Below are 18,861 nucleotides of genomic sequence, written 5' to 3' on the forward strand. Positions count from 1 at the left end.
TAAAAAAAGAAAGGTCATTACGAATGTAACAACCTTTCAGTAAAATTAAATATCTGTGATTCTTATTCCGCAGATTCTTCAGCTGGAGCAGCTTCTTCTGCACCTTCAGCAGCAGCTTCTTCTCCTCCTTCTTCTTCTTCTTCATCAGCAACAGCTCCACGAGCAGTTTTGATTGAACAGATAACAGCTGAAGCAGGGTTTAAGATCTCTAAACCATTGTTTAAGTCTCTAACTCTAATTGCTTGACCGATTCTCAATTTAGAAACGTCAATTACGATTTCATCAGGTAATTCACCAGGAACAGCATAAACTTTCAATTTTCTGAAAATTTGTCTCATTTTACCCCCGTTCATTACACCAATGGCACGTCCTTCTAATTTAACAGGCACGTTCACTTTTACTTTCTTATCATCTGATAATTCAATAAAATCTGCGTGAATCATGATGTCTGTGATAGGATCTTGTTGAAGATCTTGAATGATGGTTTTGTAATTTTTACCATCTAATTCAACATTGATAATATACACATTTGGCGTATAAACCAATTTTTCTAGATCAGTGTGTTTAACACTAAAGTGGATTTGCTCTTTTCCACCATAAATAACTGCAGGCACACGCTCAGCATTTCTTATGGCAGTAGCATCCTTTTTCCCTACGTTCTCTCTAAGAGAACCGCTCAATGATACTTCTTTCATTATTTACATTTTGTGCTTTGGTTAATCCTTTGGAGCCAAAGCCGGTTTACTAAAAATGAGTACTTATTGACTCGTGTTTAATTAAGCTTCTAATTACAGCTGCATATAAACTAGCAACTGATAATACTTTAATTTTATCACTCTCACGTTTGAGAGGAATAGAATCTGTAACAACTAATTCAGTTAAAACAGAATTTTCAATTCTTTCATAAGCCGGACCACTTAATACAGCATGTGTACAAATTGCTCTAACAGATTTTGCTCCGTTTTCCATGAACAATTCAGCAGCCTTGGTCAAAGTTCCAGCTGTATCAACCATATCATCAACAAGAATAACGTCTTTTCCACTCACATCTCCAATAACAGTCATCTCTGCAACCTCATTGGCTACTTTTCTTTGTTTATGACACATTGCTAACCCTAAATCCAATTTTTTAGAATATGAATTAGCTCTTTTAGCACCTCCTGCATCAGGGGCAGCTATAATAAGATTTCCGGTATCAATTTCTTTAATGTATGGCAAGAAAATAGTTGATGCATATAAATGATCAACTGGGATTTCAAAGAAACCTTGAATTTGATCAGCATGTAAATCCATGGTCATAATTCTATCTGCACCTGCAGATTCAAGGAAACTTGCCACCATTTTAGAACCAATAGCTACTCTTGGTTTATCCTTTCTGTCTTGACGGGCAAAACCGAAATATGGAATAACCGCTACAACAGAATTTGCAGATGCTCTTTTAGCAGCATCAATCATCAAACACAATTCAAACAAATTTTCCGTTGGAGGCATTGTAGATTGAATCAAGAATACATCTTGACCTCTAACCGTCTCTTCAAAAGATGGAGAAAACTCACCATCTGAAAATTCAGTTACAATAACATTTCCAAGCTCAACACCGAATTCCATAGCAATTTTTGTTGCCAATTCTTGAGTTGCTCTTCCTGCAAATATTTTTGTTCCTGCTGACATTACCTGATGAATTTGTTTTTTGGTTCTTCAAATAAGAGCGCAAAGATAGTTACAAATCTTTAAAAAAGCGCATTTCTACTCTATTTATCAATAATTTTTAGTGCCCTAGTAACAGCAGTTCAGTTAAAAGTGATAATTTTATAATTCGACTCTTACTGAAAAAGCCCGTTTTTACTTGACTCTAAATACATTAGTGTATGAAATACGATAAAATAGATCGCAACTTATTTATTGCAAATAGAAAGAAATTTGTTCAGCAACTTGCTCCAAAATCTTTAGCTATATTCAATTCAAATGACATTTATCCGATTAGTGCGGATAGCACAATGCCATTTCAACAGCATAGAGATATATTCTATTTGTCAGGAGTTGATCAGGAAGAAAGTGTACTTGTAATATTTCCGGATGCTTTTGATGAAAAACACAGAGAAATTCTATTCTTAAAGGAAACCAGTGAATTAATTGCCATTTGGGAAGGAGAAAAATTGACCAAAGATGCGGCATTTGAAACTTCGGGAATCAAAACTGTTTTTTGGTTAGAGCAAATGGATACGATAATGAAAGCTTTGATGGCTCAAGCAGAAAACGTATATATCAATACAAATGAGCATACAAGGGCCAACACAGAAGTTGAGACAAGAGAAGACAGGTTTATAAAACGATTACAAAACGAATATCCCGCTCATACTTACAAGAAAGCAGCTCCAATAATGCACAGTATCCGTGCCGTAAAGGAAAATACAGAGATAGACTTAATGCAAAATGCTTGTAACATCACTGAAAAAGGTGTAAGAAGAATTTTGAATTTCATTAAGCCGGGTGTCATGGAATATGAAATTGAAGCTGAATTGATGCATGAGTTTTTAAGAAACCGATCAAAAGGCTTTGCATATACACCCATAATAGCATCAGGTAAAAACGCCTGTGTATTACATTACATTGAAAACAATCAGGAATGTAAGGACGGGGATGTAATTTTAATGGATTTTGGTGCAGAATACGCGAACTATGCTTCTGACTTAACTAGATGCGTTCCGGTAAGTGGTAAATTTACTGAAAGACAAAAAGCTGTTTACAATGCTGTTTTGCGTGTGAAAAATGAAGCTCAAAAAATGCTAGTAGAAGGAACCTGGTTACATGAATATCACAAGGAAGTTGGAAAATTGATGGAATCAGAATTACTTGGATTAGGACTGATAGATCAAACCGACATCAAAAATCAAGATCCAGACTGGCCGACATATAAAAAGTACTTTATGCATGGAACTTCACATTTTATTGGACTAGACACACATGATGTAGGTTCATGGACAGAGCCAATTAAAGCCAATATGGTGTTTACATGTGAACCTGGTATTTACATTCCGGAAGAAAATTTAGGGATTCGTTTAGAAGATGATTTGGTGGTGCAAAAATCCGGAAATCCAATCAACCTAATGGCCAATATTCCGATTGAAGCTGAAGAAATTGAAGAATTGATGAACGCAAATGTTCACGCTTAATTTGTTGTTTTATCTCCTTGCATTACAACATAAGTGGACAGGGAAAGCCTTTGGTTTTTCTTCATGGCTTTTTGGAAGATGCCTCTATTTGGGATGGACTAAAACCTCATTTTGAACAAGCGGGATATTGTGTAATTACCTTTGATTTACCGTGTCATGGCAAAAGCCGATTTAATGGTAAAAACTGCTCCATGACGGAAATGGCGGACGAAGTTTTCAATGTATTACTGAAATTCAAATTTTTTAATCCTGTAGTAATTGGACATTCAATGGGAGGATATGTTGCCCTTGAATTATTAAGAAACATGGCCTGTCACGTCATTCTATTGCATTCCAATTTTTGGGAAGATCCGTTAGAAAAAAAGAAGGATAGAAACAGGGTAATTGAATTGGTAAAAACTAAATCTGCGCATTTCATAACAGAAGCTATTCCTGCACTTTTTGCTGAACCAAACAAGGAAAAATGTAGTGAAACTATACAATCACTAATTGAAAAAGCAAAAAAAATTCCGCCGGATGAAATTGCTGCAGCAACTGCTGGAATGAGAGACAGAAAACCTGCCTATAAATTAGTTGACAGAGGAAGTGTTTACATAATACAGGGAGATTCAGACCCTATTATACCTATAAGCTTGATGGAAAGTGAACTATCAAAAATCGCACATCAACCCTCTGTGATTACCATTCCAAATTGTGGTCATATGGGTATGTGGGAAAACCAATCTGAATTAATTGCTGCCATTAATAAACTTCTTATTGAAGAAATAAAATAATTTTGTGCTTTTGCAGTTAATACAATCGGCAGCAAAATTCATGTTTAGTAGGCAAAAACATACATTGATAAAATACTTCTCCATTTTGGGGTTGATACTTGTCTCATGCTCAACTGAGAAAGATGCTGCTTTGAATATTGGCTATCACAACATGACTGCCAAATATAATGGTTATTTCAATGCCAAAGAGATAATGGCAGAGGCGTTAGATAGCTATCGCAATACATTAAACGAAGATTACCATAACATTTTACCATTAGATGTTTTCCCTTCTGAAGAGGATGTAGCTAAGATCAGAGAACCATACGAAGATGCGTTTAGTCGTTGCGAAGTTGTGATACAGAGACACAGTATGCCAAGTTCTGCAACCAGAAATAAAGGAGAAGAACACTGTAGATGGATTGATGATAACTGGTTTGTTATAGGTGTTATTCATTACACCAAAAGAGACTATGCAGATGCTGAAGAGATTTTTAGTTTCATTCAAGAATCACCTTTATATGTTGATCAAGAAAGAGTTCATGAAGCCCGTATTTGGTTGGCCAGAACTTACATAGCTCAAGGTAGATATCCTGAAGCTAAACGAATTTTAGCGCAAGTTGAAAGAGATATGGAATCTGCAGCAGAACCAAAAGAGAAAGAAAAGTTATCTGGATACGCAAAGAAAAAAGCAAAACAACAAGCCAAATTAGATAAGAAAAACAAAACAAAAAAACCGGCTCCTTTCCCTGGTAAAAAGCTTACAGATGACTACAATGTTGTAATGGCTGAATATTACATGGCTCAGAAAAATTACATCAAAGCTATTCCGCATGTAGAAGAGGCTATCAAATTCACCAAGAAGAAAAAAACTAAAGCAAGATACACCTTCGTATTGGCTCAATTGTATAAAAAAACAGGAAACGGTGAACAGGCATCTTTCTACTTTAATAAAGTAGTAAAATCAAGCGCACCCTATGTAATGCGATTCCAGGCTCAAATCTATAAAGCATTGTCATTACCAAGTGGAGGACAAGAGATAAGAGATGAGTTAAAAAAGATGTTGAAGGATCCAAAAAATGATGAATACAAAGACCAGATATACTACGCCCTTGCTGACATTGAAATGAAATCTGGCAACAAAGAATTGGCAATGGAAAATTATTCATTATCTGCCTTCTATTCAATTAACAACAACCGCCAAAAAGGAATGAGTTACTTGGCGCTTGGTGATATTTACTTTAAGGACCAGGATTATTTAAAAGCTCAGAAATACTATGACAGTTGCGTTCAAGTATTGCCAGAAGAATATGAAACATACGAACAAATTAAAGGTAAGGCAGAAGGATTGTCTGATTTAGTAGTGAATTACGAAACGTATGTATTTGAAGACAGTGTGCAACAAAAAGCTCAAATGTCGCCGGAGGAATTAGATAAGTATTTAGCGCAGCAATTAAAAGACATGAAAGCTGCCGAACAAAAGCGTAAAGAAGAAGAAGAACAAAGATTAAAAGAACAACAAAGAAGAATTAAAAGCGCTACAACGAATACAGGAAGTGGTTCAAAATGGTATTTCTATAATCAAAAAGTGTCCTCATCCGGATTTAATGATTTTAGAGCACTTTGGGGTCAAAGAGAGGATGAAGATGATTGGAGACGTTCTAATAAAACCAGCTTTTCTTCACTTGATGTGAATGATCCTGAGGTCGTCGATTCCCTGGAAAATTTATCAAACATAGACACTGATTCACTGGCAATAGAGCAACTACGTGCTAATATTCCTTTATCTGATTCTGCCATGACTGCATCCAATGACAGATTAATGAATGCATTATACATGCTTGGAATCATATATAAAGAGCAGTTAAAACAAGAAGGAGAAGCTATAACATACTTTAAAAAATGTGTTGACAGAAAGGTAGAACATCCAAAAGTACTTCCTGCGCTATATCAATTATACTTGATCTACAATAAAAAAGGATCTAGCGAAGCCAACAGATATAAAGAAGAAATACTGAACAATTATGCCAACAGTGAAGTAGCACTAATGATTCAAGATCCTGATTATTTTAACAAAAAGGCAGAAAAAGATAAAGCAGATTTGAACGCTTACGGAAAAACACTTGAAGATTACAGATTACATAGATATTCAAGTGTAATACTGCAGTGCAATAGGATAATAGAAAATGACACAACTAATCAGTTTCTAAACAAATATTACTTGTTAAAGGCGTATGCAGTAAGCAATAGTAGTCCGGGAAATGCAGAGGCTATTAGAGGTACTTTGGAAAAACTCTATGCTATGTCTCCTGAAAGTGAAGAGGGAAAACAAGCCAAAGAGATGTTAGACAAACTGGATAAAGGATTAACAATAAACACTAGCAATAATACCAATCAAAACGAAAATCAAAATGCAACGGCCTATGTTTATGATGAAGAACTTGAGCATTATTTTGTTTTAATTTATCCTGAAGATTTAGGGAATATCAATAAACCAAAAACTCAACTTTCTAATTTTAATCAGGACTTTTTCAAAAGCTCCAGATTAAAAATCATCACCACCGAAATTGGTGGAAAACAAGTATTGTTAGTGCGCTCATTTGATAAACAAGATAATGCACATCAGTACAAATTGGCCTTTGAATCAACTCCGGCCAAAACAAGCATTGGTAATCTTGCTGAAAAAGCTGACTTTTTCTTGATCAACTCTACCAACTTTCAACGCCTTATGAAAGATGGAGATATTGATTTATATAAAACTTTCTATAAAGAAAAATATCCTTAATTATTGAACAGCTACCAATATCCCGGTAATGATTAGGGGTAAAAAAAGCATCAATATTGACAAGAACACAAGGCCAATCCAACCTAATATGGCATAGTTTTTACCTCCCTCAAAAGGAATGTGGTTCTTACGTACAGCCGAAAGCTTATATTTTCTCGCATACACCACCATACACATCAAAGAAATAACAGTAATGAGGTAGCCCAGCAAAAACAAGACTATTGATAAACCAAAACCGGCTGCACTTAATAATAAAATACCAAACAATGCCGTACCAATTCCAGCTAAAGCCACAAAACCACTTGATCTTGTTTTACGACCGTAATGAGATTTTAAAAAATTTACTTCAGTCTCTTGAATTCTGTTTTTTGAAGGAGAATTACCCCTTACTACTTGTTGACTATTAGAATGATTATTGTCTTGTGCAGCCACAACTTTATCTGACATAACACTCAGAATGTCTATCCGATAAACATAAGCTAATTGAAACTCCTTTTTAACTTCTTTGGCAGAAATAACAATTCTGCCACCCGATAGATCTTCTTTGGACACTTCTACTGAAGATCCTATAACTGCTTTATAAACTTCATCATAAACCGGATTATCTATTCTGTAATATTTGCCGTTGGCTTTTACAAAAACCTTTTTACCGTCCTGAATTGCGGTTTTAATCTTCTCAGCTTCAAAATCTGGTTGACTCTCAACTACAACAGTATCAACAATCTCTTTAGGCTGAATTTCTTTGCTAAATGATTGTTGAGCTTCATCTGTTCGCCCTTCATTATAAACTGGTTTTAGCTTTTTGAAGTTGGTATATTTCTGCCTATTAAATCCTTGATAATTCCCGCAAGAAACAATTAAAAAAGACACTAATAGAATCGATAAATAATTAATAAAACGCATCACTCAATGTTTTGTAGTTACAACAAAATTAGAGTGGAAGCTTTGCTTTTAGTAATTAAATAACGCCTTGCAGAATAGTGTTTTGCGATAATCGCAAATTAGATAACACCTCTTGCTTTTAACTCAAGGTATTTATTGATAGAGTCAATTGTCAAATCCTCAGGAGTAGTAAGAACAGTTTGGATTCCATTTTTTCTGAGCTCAAGCGCCACTTTCTTCTTATCCATAGCATACTTTTCAGCAAAGGTTTTTAAATAGATATCTCGTACATGTTTAGGTTCTATTTGTGCGGTTTTAGATACCTCTGTGTTTTCAAAGAATATAACCACCAAAACATGCAGTTGATTGATTCTTCTTAACAAAGGCAAAATTCTTTTCAAAGAATACTCAGATTCAATATTGGTATAAAGCATAATCAAAGAACGACCTTTGATATGGTTTCGGATACCGTGATATAGCATTTCAAAATTAGCTTCTAAAAATCTGGTGCGTTGATGATAGAGTGCCTCCATTATCCTACTCAGCTGGTTTTTAGATCTATCTGCAGCTAACTTTGTACCCAACTTATCAGAAAAAGTAATCAATCCCGCTTTGTCACCCTTTCTCATGCAAACATTGGAAAATGCCAAAGTTGAATTTATCGCATAATCCAATAAAGTAAGATCATTAAAAGGCATACGCATACTTCTACTTTTATCAATTATAGCATATACCTGTTGCTCACGTTCATCCTGATATTGGTTCACCATTAAGGAATTCATACGAGATGTTGCCTTCCAGTTAACCGTTCTGATATCATCTCCCTGAACGTAATTTTTTATTTGCTCAAACTCATTATTATGACCTAATCGTCTAATCTTTTTAATACCTGTAACAGCAGTTTTTGCAAACACCTTTAACTCATACTTTTTCATTTGTATAATAGAAGGATAGGCAGGAATCTTTTGTGTTTTCTTTACAACTGCCTTTCGCTGGACAAGATGGAGCAAAGTACTGCAATAAACATAAACATCACCAAAATGATATTCACCCCTATCAGTAGGATGAATAAAGTATTCAAATTGTTTACTGTCCCCGGAAGCCAACGTGGCTTTAAACTTTAGATCTCTTAATTGCAATTGGTAAGGAGGATTGTCATAAACAATTATCCTTACTTTAAAATTATATCTGTTTTTAATCCGAATTGTAACGCGATTATCATCACCCACAGATAATGGATTCATCACGTCTCTTGTTCCCGCAATTGGCTTTTTGACGAATTGCAAAATCACAAATTCCAATAAAGTAATTGCCAAAAACAGTGCAAGACAAGCTTGAGCAATTAAGAAAAATGCCGGAATGATAAATCCGAAAACAAACAACACGGCAATCCCTAATAAGACAATGAAAAACTCATATGTCAAATAGAGACGCTTGTAAAATATGTTGTAGAGAAATCTCATTTATCGTCTATCTCGGTACTTCAACTTCAGCTACAATTTCCTGGATTATTTCTTCAATGGTAATTCCTTCCATTTCTGCTTCAGGAGTCATAATTAACCTGTGGTTAAGTACATGATTGGCAACAAACTGTACATCATCCGGAATTACAAAGTCACGTCCTCTGATAGCTGCAAAAGCTTTGGCAGATTTTAACATTGACAATGAAGCCCTTGGAGATCCACCCAGGTACAATTTTGCATGATTTCTAGTTTTGTCAGTAATCTCTGCAATGTATCTTAGCAACTGATTTTCAACCCTTACTTTCTCAAGAATACTTTGAATTTCATTCAAATCTTTTGGCGTAAAAACAGCTTTGATATCATCCAATTCAGGCGACTTAATATTTGATTTATACCTATGCAAAATAGCTTCTTCTTCCATCAATGATGGATAATCAATTTTAATCTTGAATAAGAATCTATCCAACTGTGCCTCAGGTAAATTATATGTTCCTTCTTGCTCAACAGGGTTTTGAGTTGCTAAAACCAAAAAAGGAAAATCCATTTTGTACAACTCACCGTCATATGAGATTTGTCTCTCCTCCATAACTTCAAACAATGCTGCTTGAGTTTTTGCCGGTGCTCTGTTAATCTCATCTATCAAGACAATGTTTGAAAATACAGGCCCCTTTTTAAAGCTAAACTCAGAATTTTGAAGGTTATATACAGAAGTACCGATAACATCTGAAGGCATCAAATCCGGAGTAAACTGAATCCTAGCAAAATCAACATCCAATGTTTTAGCTAATACTTTAGCGGTCAAAGTTTTTGCAACTCCCGGCACACCTTCTAACAGCACGTGTCCATTAGCAAAAATGGCAATCATCAATAGATCTACCATATCCTTTTGGCCAATTACATACTTACCGATTTCTTCCCTCGTCTTTACTACCTTCTCATTGATAAATCCAAGATTCAAGCCGCTTCCAAACATTTGACTTGCTTCTTGTGCATAAGAAGAAGATGCTGAAGAGGTTGTTGATTGAACTTCTGATGCAGCAGCCTCATTTTGGTCCTGACCTTCATTTTGCTGCGAAAGCTCGTTTCTTTCCTCTTCCGGGTTAATATCATTTTGTTCTTCCATTATCTACAATTTTTATAAAAGTATTCGATTCGTTTATGTAGTTCAATTAACTGATCATCAGAAACCTGTGTTCTTCCTTCCAATTGATCAAACAATTCAAAAATGTTACCTATTGTCTCTTTATCTATTTGAGATTTTACAGCCAGTTTACCGATAAATTTTTCATCCGGCTTATGGGTAATCATGTAATATCTTTCCGCAATAAAATTCAAGAAAGTCTTTTCTTTTAAAGCTATTAATTTGCTGTGCGATCCTTGCTGCATGTATAATGATGACAAAGTATTAATGTATTCTAATGAGGTGTTTTGTTTTAATTCAGCAGCCGGAATCAATTTTTGCATTCTTTTTCCCTTGAAGATGGCATATAAAATGGCTCCTGCAATCAACAATAGAGTAGCCCACAGAATAGGAGGATTGTCTGTAATAAATTGTAAAATACTTCTTCGTCTTTCCTCCCGGCTTCTACCTCCACCGCCGTCGTTTGAAGAGTATGAACTATGAGATCTTAACCAATATCTATCCCATTGAACCCTTCCTGGGGGAATATGCTCTAAAACTCTTTCGGCATAATTAAACCCATCTCTTTTGAGCATACAGATATTTGTAAAACAGTATGGCAATGAGTTTAAAAAGATATATCCTTCTCCGTATTTTATTTTCACATAATTGGGTTGATCAAGGGTATTTGCGCCCAACACAACCGGGGATTGGTTCATAGGCAAATCAAAATTATTGGTATCAAAATATTCCCAATCCATTAAAACCAATTCATTTTGATAAATGTATTTGAACTCATATCGCTTGGCACTTAAATCAGGATGATAAAACTTCAGATATTGAATTGAATCATAAGCAGGCTCATCATCCATTACTTCATATGAATTAAGGAAAAACTCATATTCCAATTCTTCAGGGAAATTAGTTGCAGCAATAAATGCGGTGTTTCCCTTTTCTACAAACTCTAGCAAATATTGAACAGATGAATCTGCCATGTGATTAGTTTGTCCAATAAAGAAATAAATGTCATTTACATCCGGGTCATCCTCTAACTCCTCTTCTAAACCATCTGTGATTTGAATAAAATTACCAAACAAACCAACAGTATCCAGGAGTTCTTTCATCACATAGGTTCCGTACGGACCTTTATCTGAAGGATTATAGGTCATGCTCCAATCATCAATTACAACTTTATCATTATTAGATCTATTAAATCCAAAGAAATAAAGCAGTAAAATCAAACCGATTACTACAACCCCAACGATTCCTATTTTAGTCCACTTACTCAATTATTCAACACCTAATTTGTCTAACATTTGGGTAAAGTTTGGTTGAATTTGCCTAAACAAATTTTCATCCAATTCTCTTTCTCCATACCAGATAATCTCAAAATAACTCACTGTTTTATTGAAACCATCATATTCAGGACGATTTGCCATTTCACGCAAATAGTGAAAATTGGTTTTCTCTTTTTCCCATTGAATCCAATTTTTACTGGCCAAGTCTCTAATGATAAATATGAAATATATTCTTACAGCACCTCTGTAATCGCCTTTACTCAGGGCTTCACCTAACAATCTTTGTAGTTCGGTTAAAGGAATCTCAGTTGGATTGATTTCATCAAGATCATATTCACTATCCACCTTTTTACCATCTTTTGGTGCATTGATGAATAAATAGAATATCAAAAAGGCGAGTCCTACTATAAATACACCCAAAAGAACATAACCCAATACACTTAAACCGCCAGCACCAGCTGCGCTTGGACTTGAAGGCGAACTAGAATAACTACCTCCATTTGAACCAGACCCGGATCCGTTTCCATTTCCGCCACCAGATCCTGAACCACCATTTCCTCCTCTTTCTGAGCGTGCTCTTTCATAGTCTCTTCTATTCTCATATGTCCAGGGTCTTCCTGCTCCATTTTCACTTCCCTCGTATCTTATGTCATTGCGAATATCTTCCCATTTTGATTCATCCAAGTCATGATCATAAAGTCGATTACCATCATGATCACCTTGACCATAAACAAATCCCGCGGACATTAATAACAATATGAGCAATCCTCTAATCATAATCTACATCTGTCTCAAATTGCTTGTTGCGTTTTCCAAAATGATCTAGTCGTTTGTACAATCCTTTAGCTGTATTAATCTCAATAGATGAGTAATTCACAAACACAAATCCTATGAAAATTAGTGTGATAAAAATGAAGAAGAACATGATGTAAAATATCGAATTGATAAAGGAAATGAACACATCATATTTTTCAAAAATGGTGATAGTAAAATTCTTTAAAACCTCATCAACCAAAGAGATAATATCCATGTTTGAAAAAATAGGGCTATGCAGTAAAAAGCTAGTTACAAAGGCAAAACCTAAAAACAATGCAAATACACCTATACCATCACCAAACAATCCTTTACCCAGCTCAAAAGATTTGATTAAAGCCGTAAAAAAGTCTTTTTTCTGCAGCAATATAATAGCAGGAATCCTTAGAATAAATGGAGTTAACAAGGAGAACAAACCAACCAATAAAAAATTGTAAAATTCATTATCAGAATAAAATGCCAGGTAGATTAAGCCATAATAAAGCATTACTGCCATCCACACCCACAATATTCGGTAAGATGTATACTTGAACATTTTAAGAATAATCAAATTCTCAACCTTTCCGTGTTTTAAAGTGAAATAAGTAGAGGATATCAATAAGCTAAATATCAATGTCCACGACACAAACTTAACCCAGGCAAAATACCTTCCAAATCCCATCAATACAGCTATTGATTCTGAAAAACTATTTTGATATGAAAGGTTGTAATGATCAACGTTGTGCACATAAATAGAGATTCCAATACAAGCAGGAAATATCAACACAAAAAAGATTCTACTAAATTGTCCAAAGTGTTTCATGAACTTGAAAAAAGTATCCGTGAATACTTCTCCAACTTTTCTGATTTTATGCCATTCAATTTTTCGTTCAGGGATATGTCTTGGAACTTCTTTGACGGCAATTTTATTCGGATGTTTTCTAGCAACTATAAAGGGGAAAACAACATAATAAAACACCATCACAGCAAAAGAAAATATGATGATAACCCATTTCAGCATGTCATGCATTCCGGCATAATGTCTTGTTACAAATCCTTCTAAAAACCCGGCAATAATAAAAAACGGGACCAAAGAAAACATGATAGTTAGCCCACGTTTGGCAGCAAAAATCATGGACTGCACTCTGGTATATGAACCAGGAAACAAAATTCCATTCCCAACTGTCAATCCTGCAGCACCTGCAACAACAATTGATGAAATTTCAAAAGCTCCGTGAATCCATATGGCTAAAAAAGAAGTAACTAAAAGGCCTTTCATTTTAAACCACCATTGAAAAGCACCAAGCATTATTCCGTTATTCAGCAAAAAAACATAAGTACCAAAAGAGGCAAAAAATCCGAGAACAAAAGTTAAAAAAGCAACTTGAATATTGTTCAGGGTTATTTGTAAAAACATCCCTGTTTCTCCCATTTCACCATAAATCCCCATTGGATTTCCATCTTCTATTCTATGAATAGTGTCATTGACATACTGATCACCCAAAACAAGATTCGAAAAATCAGGATAAATTTCCTGTGAAATGGCTCCAACAACCATTGCCAAAAAGAAAAATAAGAAAGACGTTAGTAAATTATACCGGGCTCTGTACACTTGCAATGGAATTGTTTCGGTCCAAAACTTCCATATATTTCCAATAGGTTGTTTCCTTTGTTTGTACAAACTGGTAAACACTCCTTGGGCCAGCTGATTCAAATAAACCCTTACTGACCTTCTAGGATAAAAAGTTCGGGCATAAGACAAATCTTCCGTGATTTCAGTAAACAAGCTGGATACTTCATCTGGATCATTGTTTTTAGTGCCTGCCAATTTTTCAAAACGGGCCCACTTCTTTTTATTTTGCTTTATGAATGAAGTCTCTTTCATAAGTCGGGACACTAAAATAATGTTTTTTTGTCACCAAAATCTTCAATATCAACTAAAGAACGATTTGTTACATTTTTTACAATTGGCCCGATAATTGTTTTTAATCGACAAACTAAACCGTTTAATAGACAAAATATTTAATTATTTCGATTTGAACACTTGACACGAGACAATAAACACTCTAATTTTGCGTTCGAATTACAAAGGCTACTATTATGAGAGCAACAAACTGGAAAAGTGTGCTGATGGGAATGTGTGTAGTTGCAGGATTTTCTTTTAATGGATTATCCAATACTTCAATTGAAGGTCATTACCAAGGAAAAAACTTATACGTTCAAAGTCCGGAGTCTGAAGATGGATTTGGATTTTGTGTAACAAAAGTAACTGTTAACGGAGAAGTGTCTACGCATAGCCCTCAAGCAAGTGCATTTCAAATTGACCTAACAGAATTTAACATTAAGTTAGGAGATGAAGTTGTTGTGCTGTTTGAGCACGAAGATGGATGTAAACCTAAACTGTTAAACCCTGAGGTTTTATTGCCAAAAAGCACATTCGTTTTAGAAGAAATTTCATGTACTTCAGACGGTACCCTTAGCTGGGAAACCACAGGAGAATCAGGAGAACTTCCATATTACATTGAACAATACAAGTGGAACAAATGGGTAGTTGTTGGAGAAATAAATGGTTCAGGTAATTCTACATTGAGTGAATATGTTTTCAAACTTTTACCTCATTCTGGAAAAAATATGGTTCGTTTATCGCAAATAGATAATACCGGTAAAAAACACGTAAGCAAATCTGTGACATTTGAAGCAGATATACCTGAGCCAGCTTTGGTTTATGAAGATGGGAATGAAATTTATTTCAAAAATGACGGTTTGGCTACGGAAACAAAATATGAGATTTATGATGCTTATGGTAACATTGTCAAAAAAGGGAAAAACTCAGTAATTGACTGTTCCAACCTTAAAAAGGGTGTATACCACGTTAACTTTGACAACAAGCACGAGAAAATTATAAGAAAGTAACTACTTCCTCGAAACTAAATTTGAAGCTGCACTAACCTGCAGCTTTTTTTGTTTGCATTCCAAGGATTTAGCCTGAATTAGTTTTCTTTTTAGTGAATCTATCACTATCTTACGCCTCTGTAAAAACTAAACCTCAGAAAAAATCATGAAGAATCTACGATTATTGCTACTTCTCGTAGCTACGGTTTGTATTCAAATTTCCCATGCGCAAAAAACGCATTTTGATAACAAGCCCTACGTTGAAGGAGAATTCCTGGTCCAGGTAAAAGATGGACAAAACATTAGAAACATTGCTAAAAATGCCCCGGTAAACTATGGAGTGAAAATAGTTGAGCAATTATCAGCACCTATGCGTGTTTGGTTAATTGAATTTGACCATTCTCAAGTTGCTCATTGGGAGTTTCAAAATTGGCTTTACGAACAAAAAGAAGTAAGCATTGCTGATTATAACTACTATGTTGATATGCGTTCGACTCTTCCAAACGACCCAAGCATTACTTCGCAATGGCATCATAACAACACAGGACAAACAGGAGGGACAGTAGATGCTGATATTGACTCAGACTTAGCCTGGGATATAACAACTGGAGGACTTACTGCAACAAATGATGACATTGTTGTTTGTATGGTTGAAGGTGGTGGTGGAAACCTGGATCATCAAGATCTTGCACCAAATAGATGGATAAATACTAACGAAATTGATGGAAATGGTATTGATGACGACGGAAATGGTTATATAGATGACTATTTTGGATGGAATACCGGAACCAATAATGACAATACCGGAACTGGTGGACATGGAACCAACTGTTTAGGAATGATTGGCGCAAAAGGAAACAATGGAACCAACGTTGCCGGAGCTAACTGGGATGTTAAGTTGATGGTGCTAAACATGGGTGGATCACTTACTCAAGCCAACGTTGTTAGCGCCTACACATATCCATTGGTAATGCGTCAGCTTTGGAATAACTCAGGAGGAACACAAGGAGCTTTTGTTGTAGCTACTTCTGCTTCTTGGGGAATTGATAATGCTGATCCTTCTAATTATCCATTATGGTGTAATTTTTATGATACACTTGGTTATTATGGTGTTTTAAATGTGGGTGCAACTACAAATTCAAATATTGACGTGGATGTTTCAGGTGATATGCCAACAGCATGTTCAAGTCCATATATGATTGGGGTAGGAAGAACTGATCATAACGACAATACTGCAGGAGGATACGGTGATCAAACTATTGAATTTGGCGCACCCGGAATCAATGTTCTTACTACGGCAAATACTAACACTACTGGAACAGTTACAGGAACTTCATTTGCCTGTCCTTTAACTGCAGGTGTAATAGGTTTAGCCTATTCAATTCCATGTACGAATTTAATGTCAATTGTAACTTCTAATCCTCAAGGTGCAGCAGATTTAGTGCTTCAATCATTACTTAATGGTACTGATCCAAAATCTCAATTATCTACAAAATTCGTAACTGGAGGAAGGCTTAATTCAAGAAATACATTGGATGAATTAATGGCATTGACTTGTTCAGGAACGCTTTGTCTATCACCTTCTTCTGTTTCTCACACAGGTATTACTGACAATACTGTTGTAATTAACTTCACTGACTTTGGTTCTTCAGATGAAACTGTATTATATTATCAAGAAGCAGGAACAGGATCATGGACTACGGTTAGTAATCCAACTGCACCATATACCATATCTGGTTTAACAGGATGTACAGATTACGAATACTACCTAATTTCAGTTTGTGGGACAGACACCAGCAGCCAAACGGCAACCGGAACTTTTACAACTACAGGATGTGGATTCTGTATTGACGGAGCTTACTGTGCTAATTCTGCCACAGATGGTGTTGATGAATGGATTCAAGATTTCTCTATTGACACTTATACCAACAATTCAGGGAATGATCAAGGATATGGAGATTACACAGGAGCTAGTATTACATTGACTAAAACAATGACTTATCCAATCACTGTAACTCCGGGTTGGTCTGGAACTTTATACAATGAATATTCTAGAATTTGGATTGATTATAACCAAAATGGAACATTTGAAACAGGAGAATTAGCATATGACCAAGGGTCAGCTACTCAAACTCCAGCTACAGGAAATATTACAGTTCCAGGTTCAGCAACTTCAGGGACTACAAGAATGAGAGTTCAATTGGCATATTTAGGAACAGGACAATCTACATTACCTTCTGAATGTGGAACTTTCACATGGGGAGAAGTTGAAGACTACTGTGTTACTATCATTGACAACAACCCTTGTACTATGACGATTAGTTCAACTTTAACGGATCCTAATTGTGCCGGTGGAAATGATGGAAGTATTGCCATAAGTGTTGACGCAGGAGGTTCTGGACCATTCTCATATTCATGGTCTCCGGGTGGACAAACTTCAGCAAGTGTTACAGGATTAAGTGCAGGAACTTATTCAGTTACCGTTAGTCAAAGTGGATCTTGTTCGGGAAGTGACTCAACATTAACCTATACCCTAACAGCTCCAACTGCTTTAGGAACAACCTCTTCATCAACTAATGTAAGTTGTAATGGTGGTTCAGATGGTGCTGCAGATGTAACTGTAACTGGCGGAACAACCCCTTACACATATAGTTGGGATAATGGAGCAACAACTCAAGACTTATCTGGAGTTCAGGCTGGTGTTTATGTACTAACAGTAACTGATGCTAATGGATGTACTGATATTCACACAGTTAATATTACAGAACCAACTGTATTAGCAACTACATTATCTACAAATGATGGTGATTGCCAAAATGATGGTGATGCAACGGTTGCAGCTACTGGTGGAACTTCTCCTTATACCTACTCATGGACTTCAGGAGGAACGGCAGCTACCGAAACATTCTCGCAAACAACTTCATTTACTGTTACAGTAACAGATGCTAATGGATGTACTTCAACTGAAAATGGAACAGTAACAATTGTTGGATCTCCAACAGTTTCAGTAAGTGGATCTACAAACCCTTCATGTAATGGAGGTTCAGACGGATCAATTAATGTTGATGTGAGTGGTGGATCATCACCTTTCACTTACAGCTGGTCTCCATCTGGAGCTACAGTTGAAGATGCAACTGGTTTGAGTGCAGGAACACACACTTTAACCGTAACAGATGCAGGAGGTTGTACAGTAACTGTTTCTGAAACATTGACAGAGCCTACAGCATTATCTGCTAACGGATCAAGCACTGATATCATTAATGGAAATGACGGAACTGTTGATATCACAGTTTCTGGTGGAACTGCACCATACACTTATAATTGGGACAATGGTGCAACTACTGAAGATTTATCAGGATTAAGTGTTGCCGGACCATACGTTTGTACAGCAACAGATGCTAATGGATGTACTACAACGGTAACAGTAACTGTTAATTCACAAGTTGGATTTGACTCATATCACTTAAACGATATGGTTGTTTATCCAAACCCAACTGCAGGTCAGGTATTTATCAATTTTGCTGAGTCTTCATATGTACAAATCAACATCTACAACAGTGTAGGGCAATTGTTGATGACTACATCAAACAATGCAGAAACTTCTATGGAAATTGATTTGAACACTTTTGAAAGAGGTGTTTATATTATAAATGCCATTGGAGAAAATGGATATCAGATCAACAGAAGAATTACATTACAGTAAC

13 protein-coding genes are annotated in these 18,861 nt (G+C 35.7%); 5 read left to right on the forward strand and 8 right to left on the reverse strand.

Annotation, left to right across the window (positions count from 1 at the left end; genetic code table 11):
* Positions 1 to 62: 62 nt before the first annotated feature.
* Together K6119_RS11850 and K6119_RS11855 are read right to left on the reverse strand one after the other, a co-directional pair.
* Positions 63 to 695: a 50S ribosomal protein L25/general stress protein Ctc gene (locus K6119_RS11850; protein WP_221831948.1), complete on the reverse strand. Its 633-nt coding sequence runs from the start codon at positions 693 to 695 to the stop codon at positions 63 to 65.
* A 49-nt stretch (positions 696 to 744) separates the two neighbouring features.
* Entirely contained in the window at positions 745 to 1,671 is a 927-nt protein-coding gene (locus K6119_RS11855; protein ID WP_221831949.1) for a ribose-phosphate pyrophosphokinase, read from the reverse strand.
* 197 nt (positions 1,672 to 1,868) lie between these two features.
* Here K6119_RS11855 and K6119_RS11860 point away from each other — a divergent pair, with 197 nt between their 5' ends.
* The 3 genes from K6119_RS11860 (at position 1,869) to porW (ending at position 6,710) form a co-directional block, all read left to right on the forward strand.
* The gene (locus K6119_RS11860; RefSeq protein WP_221831950.1) at positions 1,869 to 3,173 is read left to right on the forward strand and encodes an aminopeptidase P family protein; all 1,305 of its coding nucleotides are present in this window, start codon (positions 1,869 to 1,871) and stop codon (positions 3,171 to 3,173) included.
* A gap of 17 nt (positions 3,174 to 3,190) precedes the next feature.
* Entirely contained in the window at positions 3,191 to 3,946 is a 756-nt protein-coding gene (locus K6119_RS11865) for an alpha/beta fold hydrolase (protein ID WP_221831951.1), read from the forward strand.
* 85 nt (positions 3,947 to 4,031) lie between these two features.
* Complete coding sequence (porW, locus tag K6119_RS11870) at positions 4,032 to 6,710, forward strand: type IX secretion system periplasmic lipoprotein PorW/SprE (RefSeq protein WP_221831952.1); 2,679 nt, start codon at positions 4,032 to 4,034, stop codon at positions 6,708 to 6,710.
* Here the strand turns inward: porW and K6119_RS11875 are convergent, their stop codons facing one another.
* The 6 genes from K6119_RS11875 to K6119_RS11900 all read right to left on the reverse strand — a co-directional run bounded on the left by K6119_RS11875 (position 6,711) and on the right by K6119_RS11900 (position 14,150).
* Positions 6,711 to 7,613 carry a hypothetical protein gene (locus tag K6119_RS11875; RefSeq protein ID WP_221831953.1) on the reverse strand — a complete coding sequence of 301 codons (903 nt, stop codon included), beginning with the start codon at positions 7,611 to 7,613 and terminating at the stop codon, positions 6,711 to 6,713.
* A gap of 98 nt (positions 7,614 to 7,711) precedes the next feature.
* Positions 7,712 to 9,055 carry a DUF58 domain-containing protein gene (locus K6119_RS11880; RefSeq protein WP_221831954.1) on the reverse strand — a complete coding sequence of 448 codons (1,344 nt, stop codon included), beginning with the start codon at positions 9,053 to 9,055 and terminating at the stop codon, positions 7,712 to 7,714.
* A 7-nt stretch (positions 9,056 to 9,062) separates the two neighbouring features.
* Positions 9,063 to 10,028 carry an AAA family ATPase gene (locus K6119_RS11885; protein ID WP_221833681.1) on the reverse strand — a complete coding sequence of 322 codons (966 nt, stop codon included), beginning with the start codon at positions 10,026 to 10,028 and terminating at the stop codon, positions 9,063 to 9,065.
* A 149-nt stretch (positions 10,029 to 10,177) separates the two neighbouring features.
* Positions 10,178 to 11,464, reverse strand: coding sequence for a DUF4350 domain-containing protein (locus tag K6119_RS11890; RefSeq protein WP_221831955.1), 1,287 nt, complete (start codon positions 11,462 to 11,464; stop codon positions 10,178 to 10,180).
* Positions 11,465 to 12,220 carry a hypothetical protein gene (locus tag K6119_RS11895; protein WP_221831956.1) on the reverse strand — a complete coding sequence of 252 codons (756 nt, stop codon included), beginning with the start codon at positions 12,218 to 12,220 and terminating at the stop codon, positions 11,465 to 11,467.
* 22 nt (positions 12,221 to 12,242) lie between these two features.
* A complete protein-coding gene (locus K6119_RS11900) occupies positions 12,243 to 14,150 on the reverse strand; it encodes a stage II sporulation protein M (protein WP_221831957.1) in 1,908 nt (635 codons plus the stop codon).
* A gap of 215 nt (positions 14,151 to 14,365) precedes the next feature.
* On the opposite strand from K6119_RS11900, the gene K6119_RS11905 reads away from it, so the two are divergent.
* Together K6119_RS11905 and K6119_RS11910 are read left to right on the forward strand one after the other, a co-directional pair.
* Entirely contained in the window at positions 14,366 to 15,178 is an 813-nt protein-coding gene (locus tag K6119_RS11905; RefSeq protein ID WP_221831958.1) for a T9SS type A sorting domain-containing protein, read from the forward strand.
* Positions 15,179 to 15,323: 145 nt separating this feature from the next.
* Entirely contained in the window at positions 15,324 to 18,860 is a 3,537-nt protein-coding gene (locus K6119_RS11910) for a GEVED domain-containing protein (RefSeq protein ID WP_221831959.1), read from the forward strand.
* Position 18,861: the final 1 nt, after the last annotated feature.

This window comes from Paracrocinitomix mangrovi (genome assembly GCF_019740355.2).
In the GTDB taxonomy this organism is placed as follows: Bacteria; Bacteroidota; Bacteroidia; order Flavobacteriales_D; family Crocinitomicaceae; genus Paracrocinitomix; species Paracrocinitomix mangrovi.

Excerpts from the sequence above, each read along its gene's own strand:
- K6119_RS11850 (WP_221831948.1), bottom strand. The coding sequence starts at position 695 with ATGAAAGAAGTATCATTGAGCGGTTCTCTTAGAGAGAACGTAGGGAAA.
- K6119_RS11855 (WP_221831949.1), bottom strand. The coding sequence starts at position 1,671 with ATGTCAGCAGGAACAAAAATATTTGCAGGAAGAGCAACTCAAGAATTG.
- K6119_RS11860 (WP_221831950.1), top strand. The coding sequence starts at position 1,869 with ATGAAATACGATAAAATAGATCGCAACTTATTTATTGCAAATAGAAAG.
- K6119_RS11875 (WP_221831953.1), bottom strand. The coding sequence starts at position 7,613 with ATGCGTTTTATTAATTATTTATCGATTCTATTAGTGTCTTTTTTAATT.
- K6119_RS11880 (WP_221831954.1), bottom strand. The coding sequence starts at position 9,055 with ATGAGATTTCTCTACAACATATTTTACAAGCGTCTCTATTTGACATAT.
- K6119_RS11885 (WP_221833681.1), bottom strand. The coding sequence starts at position 10,028 with ATGTTTGGAAGCGGCTTGAATCTTGGATTTATCAATGAGAAGGTAGTA.
- K6119_RS11895 (WP_221831956.1), bottom strand. The coding sequence starts at position 12,220 with ATGTCCGCGGGATTTGTTTATGGTCAAGGTGATCATGATGGTAATCGA.
- K6119_RS11900 (WP_221831957.1), bottom strand. The coding sequence starts at position 14,150 with ATGAAAGAGACTTCATTCATAAAGCAAAATAAAAAGAAGTGGGCCCGT.
- K6119_RS11905 (WP_221831958.1), top strand. The coding sequence starts at position 14,366 with ATGAGAGCAACAAACTGGAAAAGTGTGCTGATGGGAATGTGTGTAGTT.
- K6119_RS11910 (WP_221831959.1), top strand. The coding sequence starts at position 15,324 with ATGAAGAATCTACGATTATTGCTACTTCTCGTAGCTACGGTTTGTATT.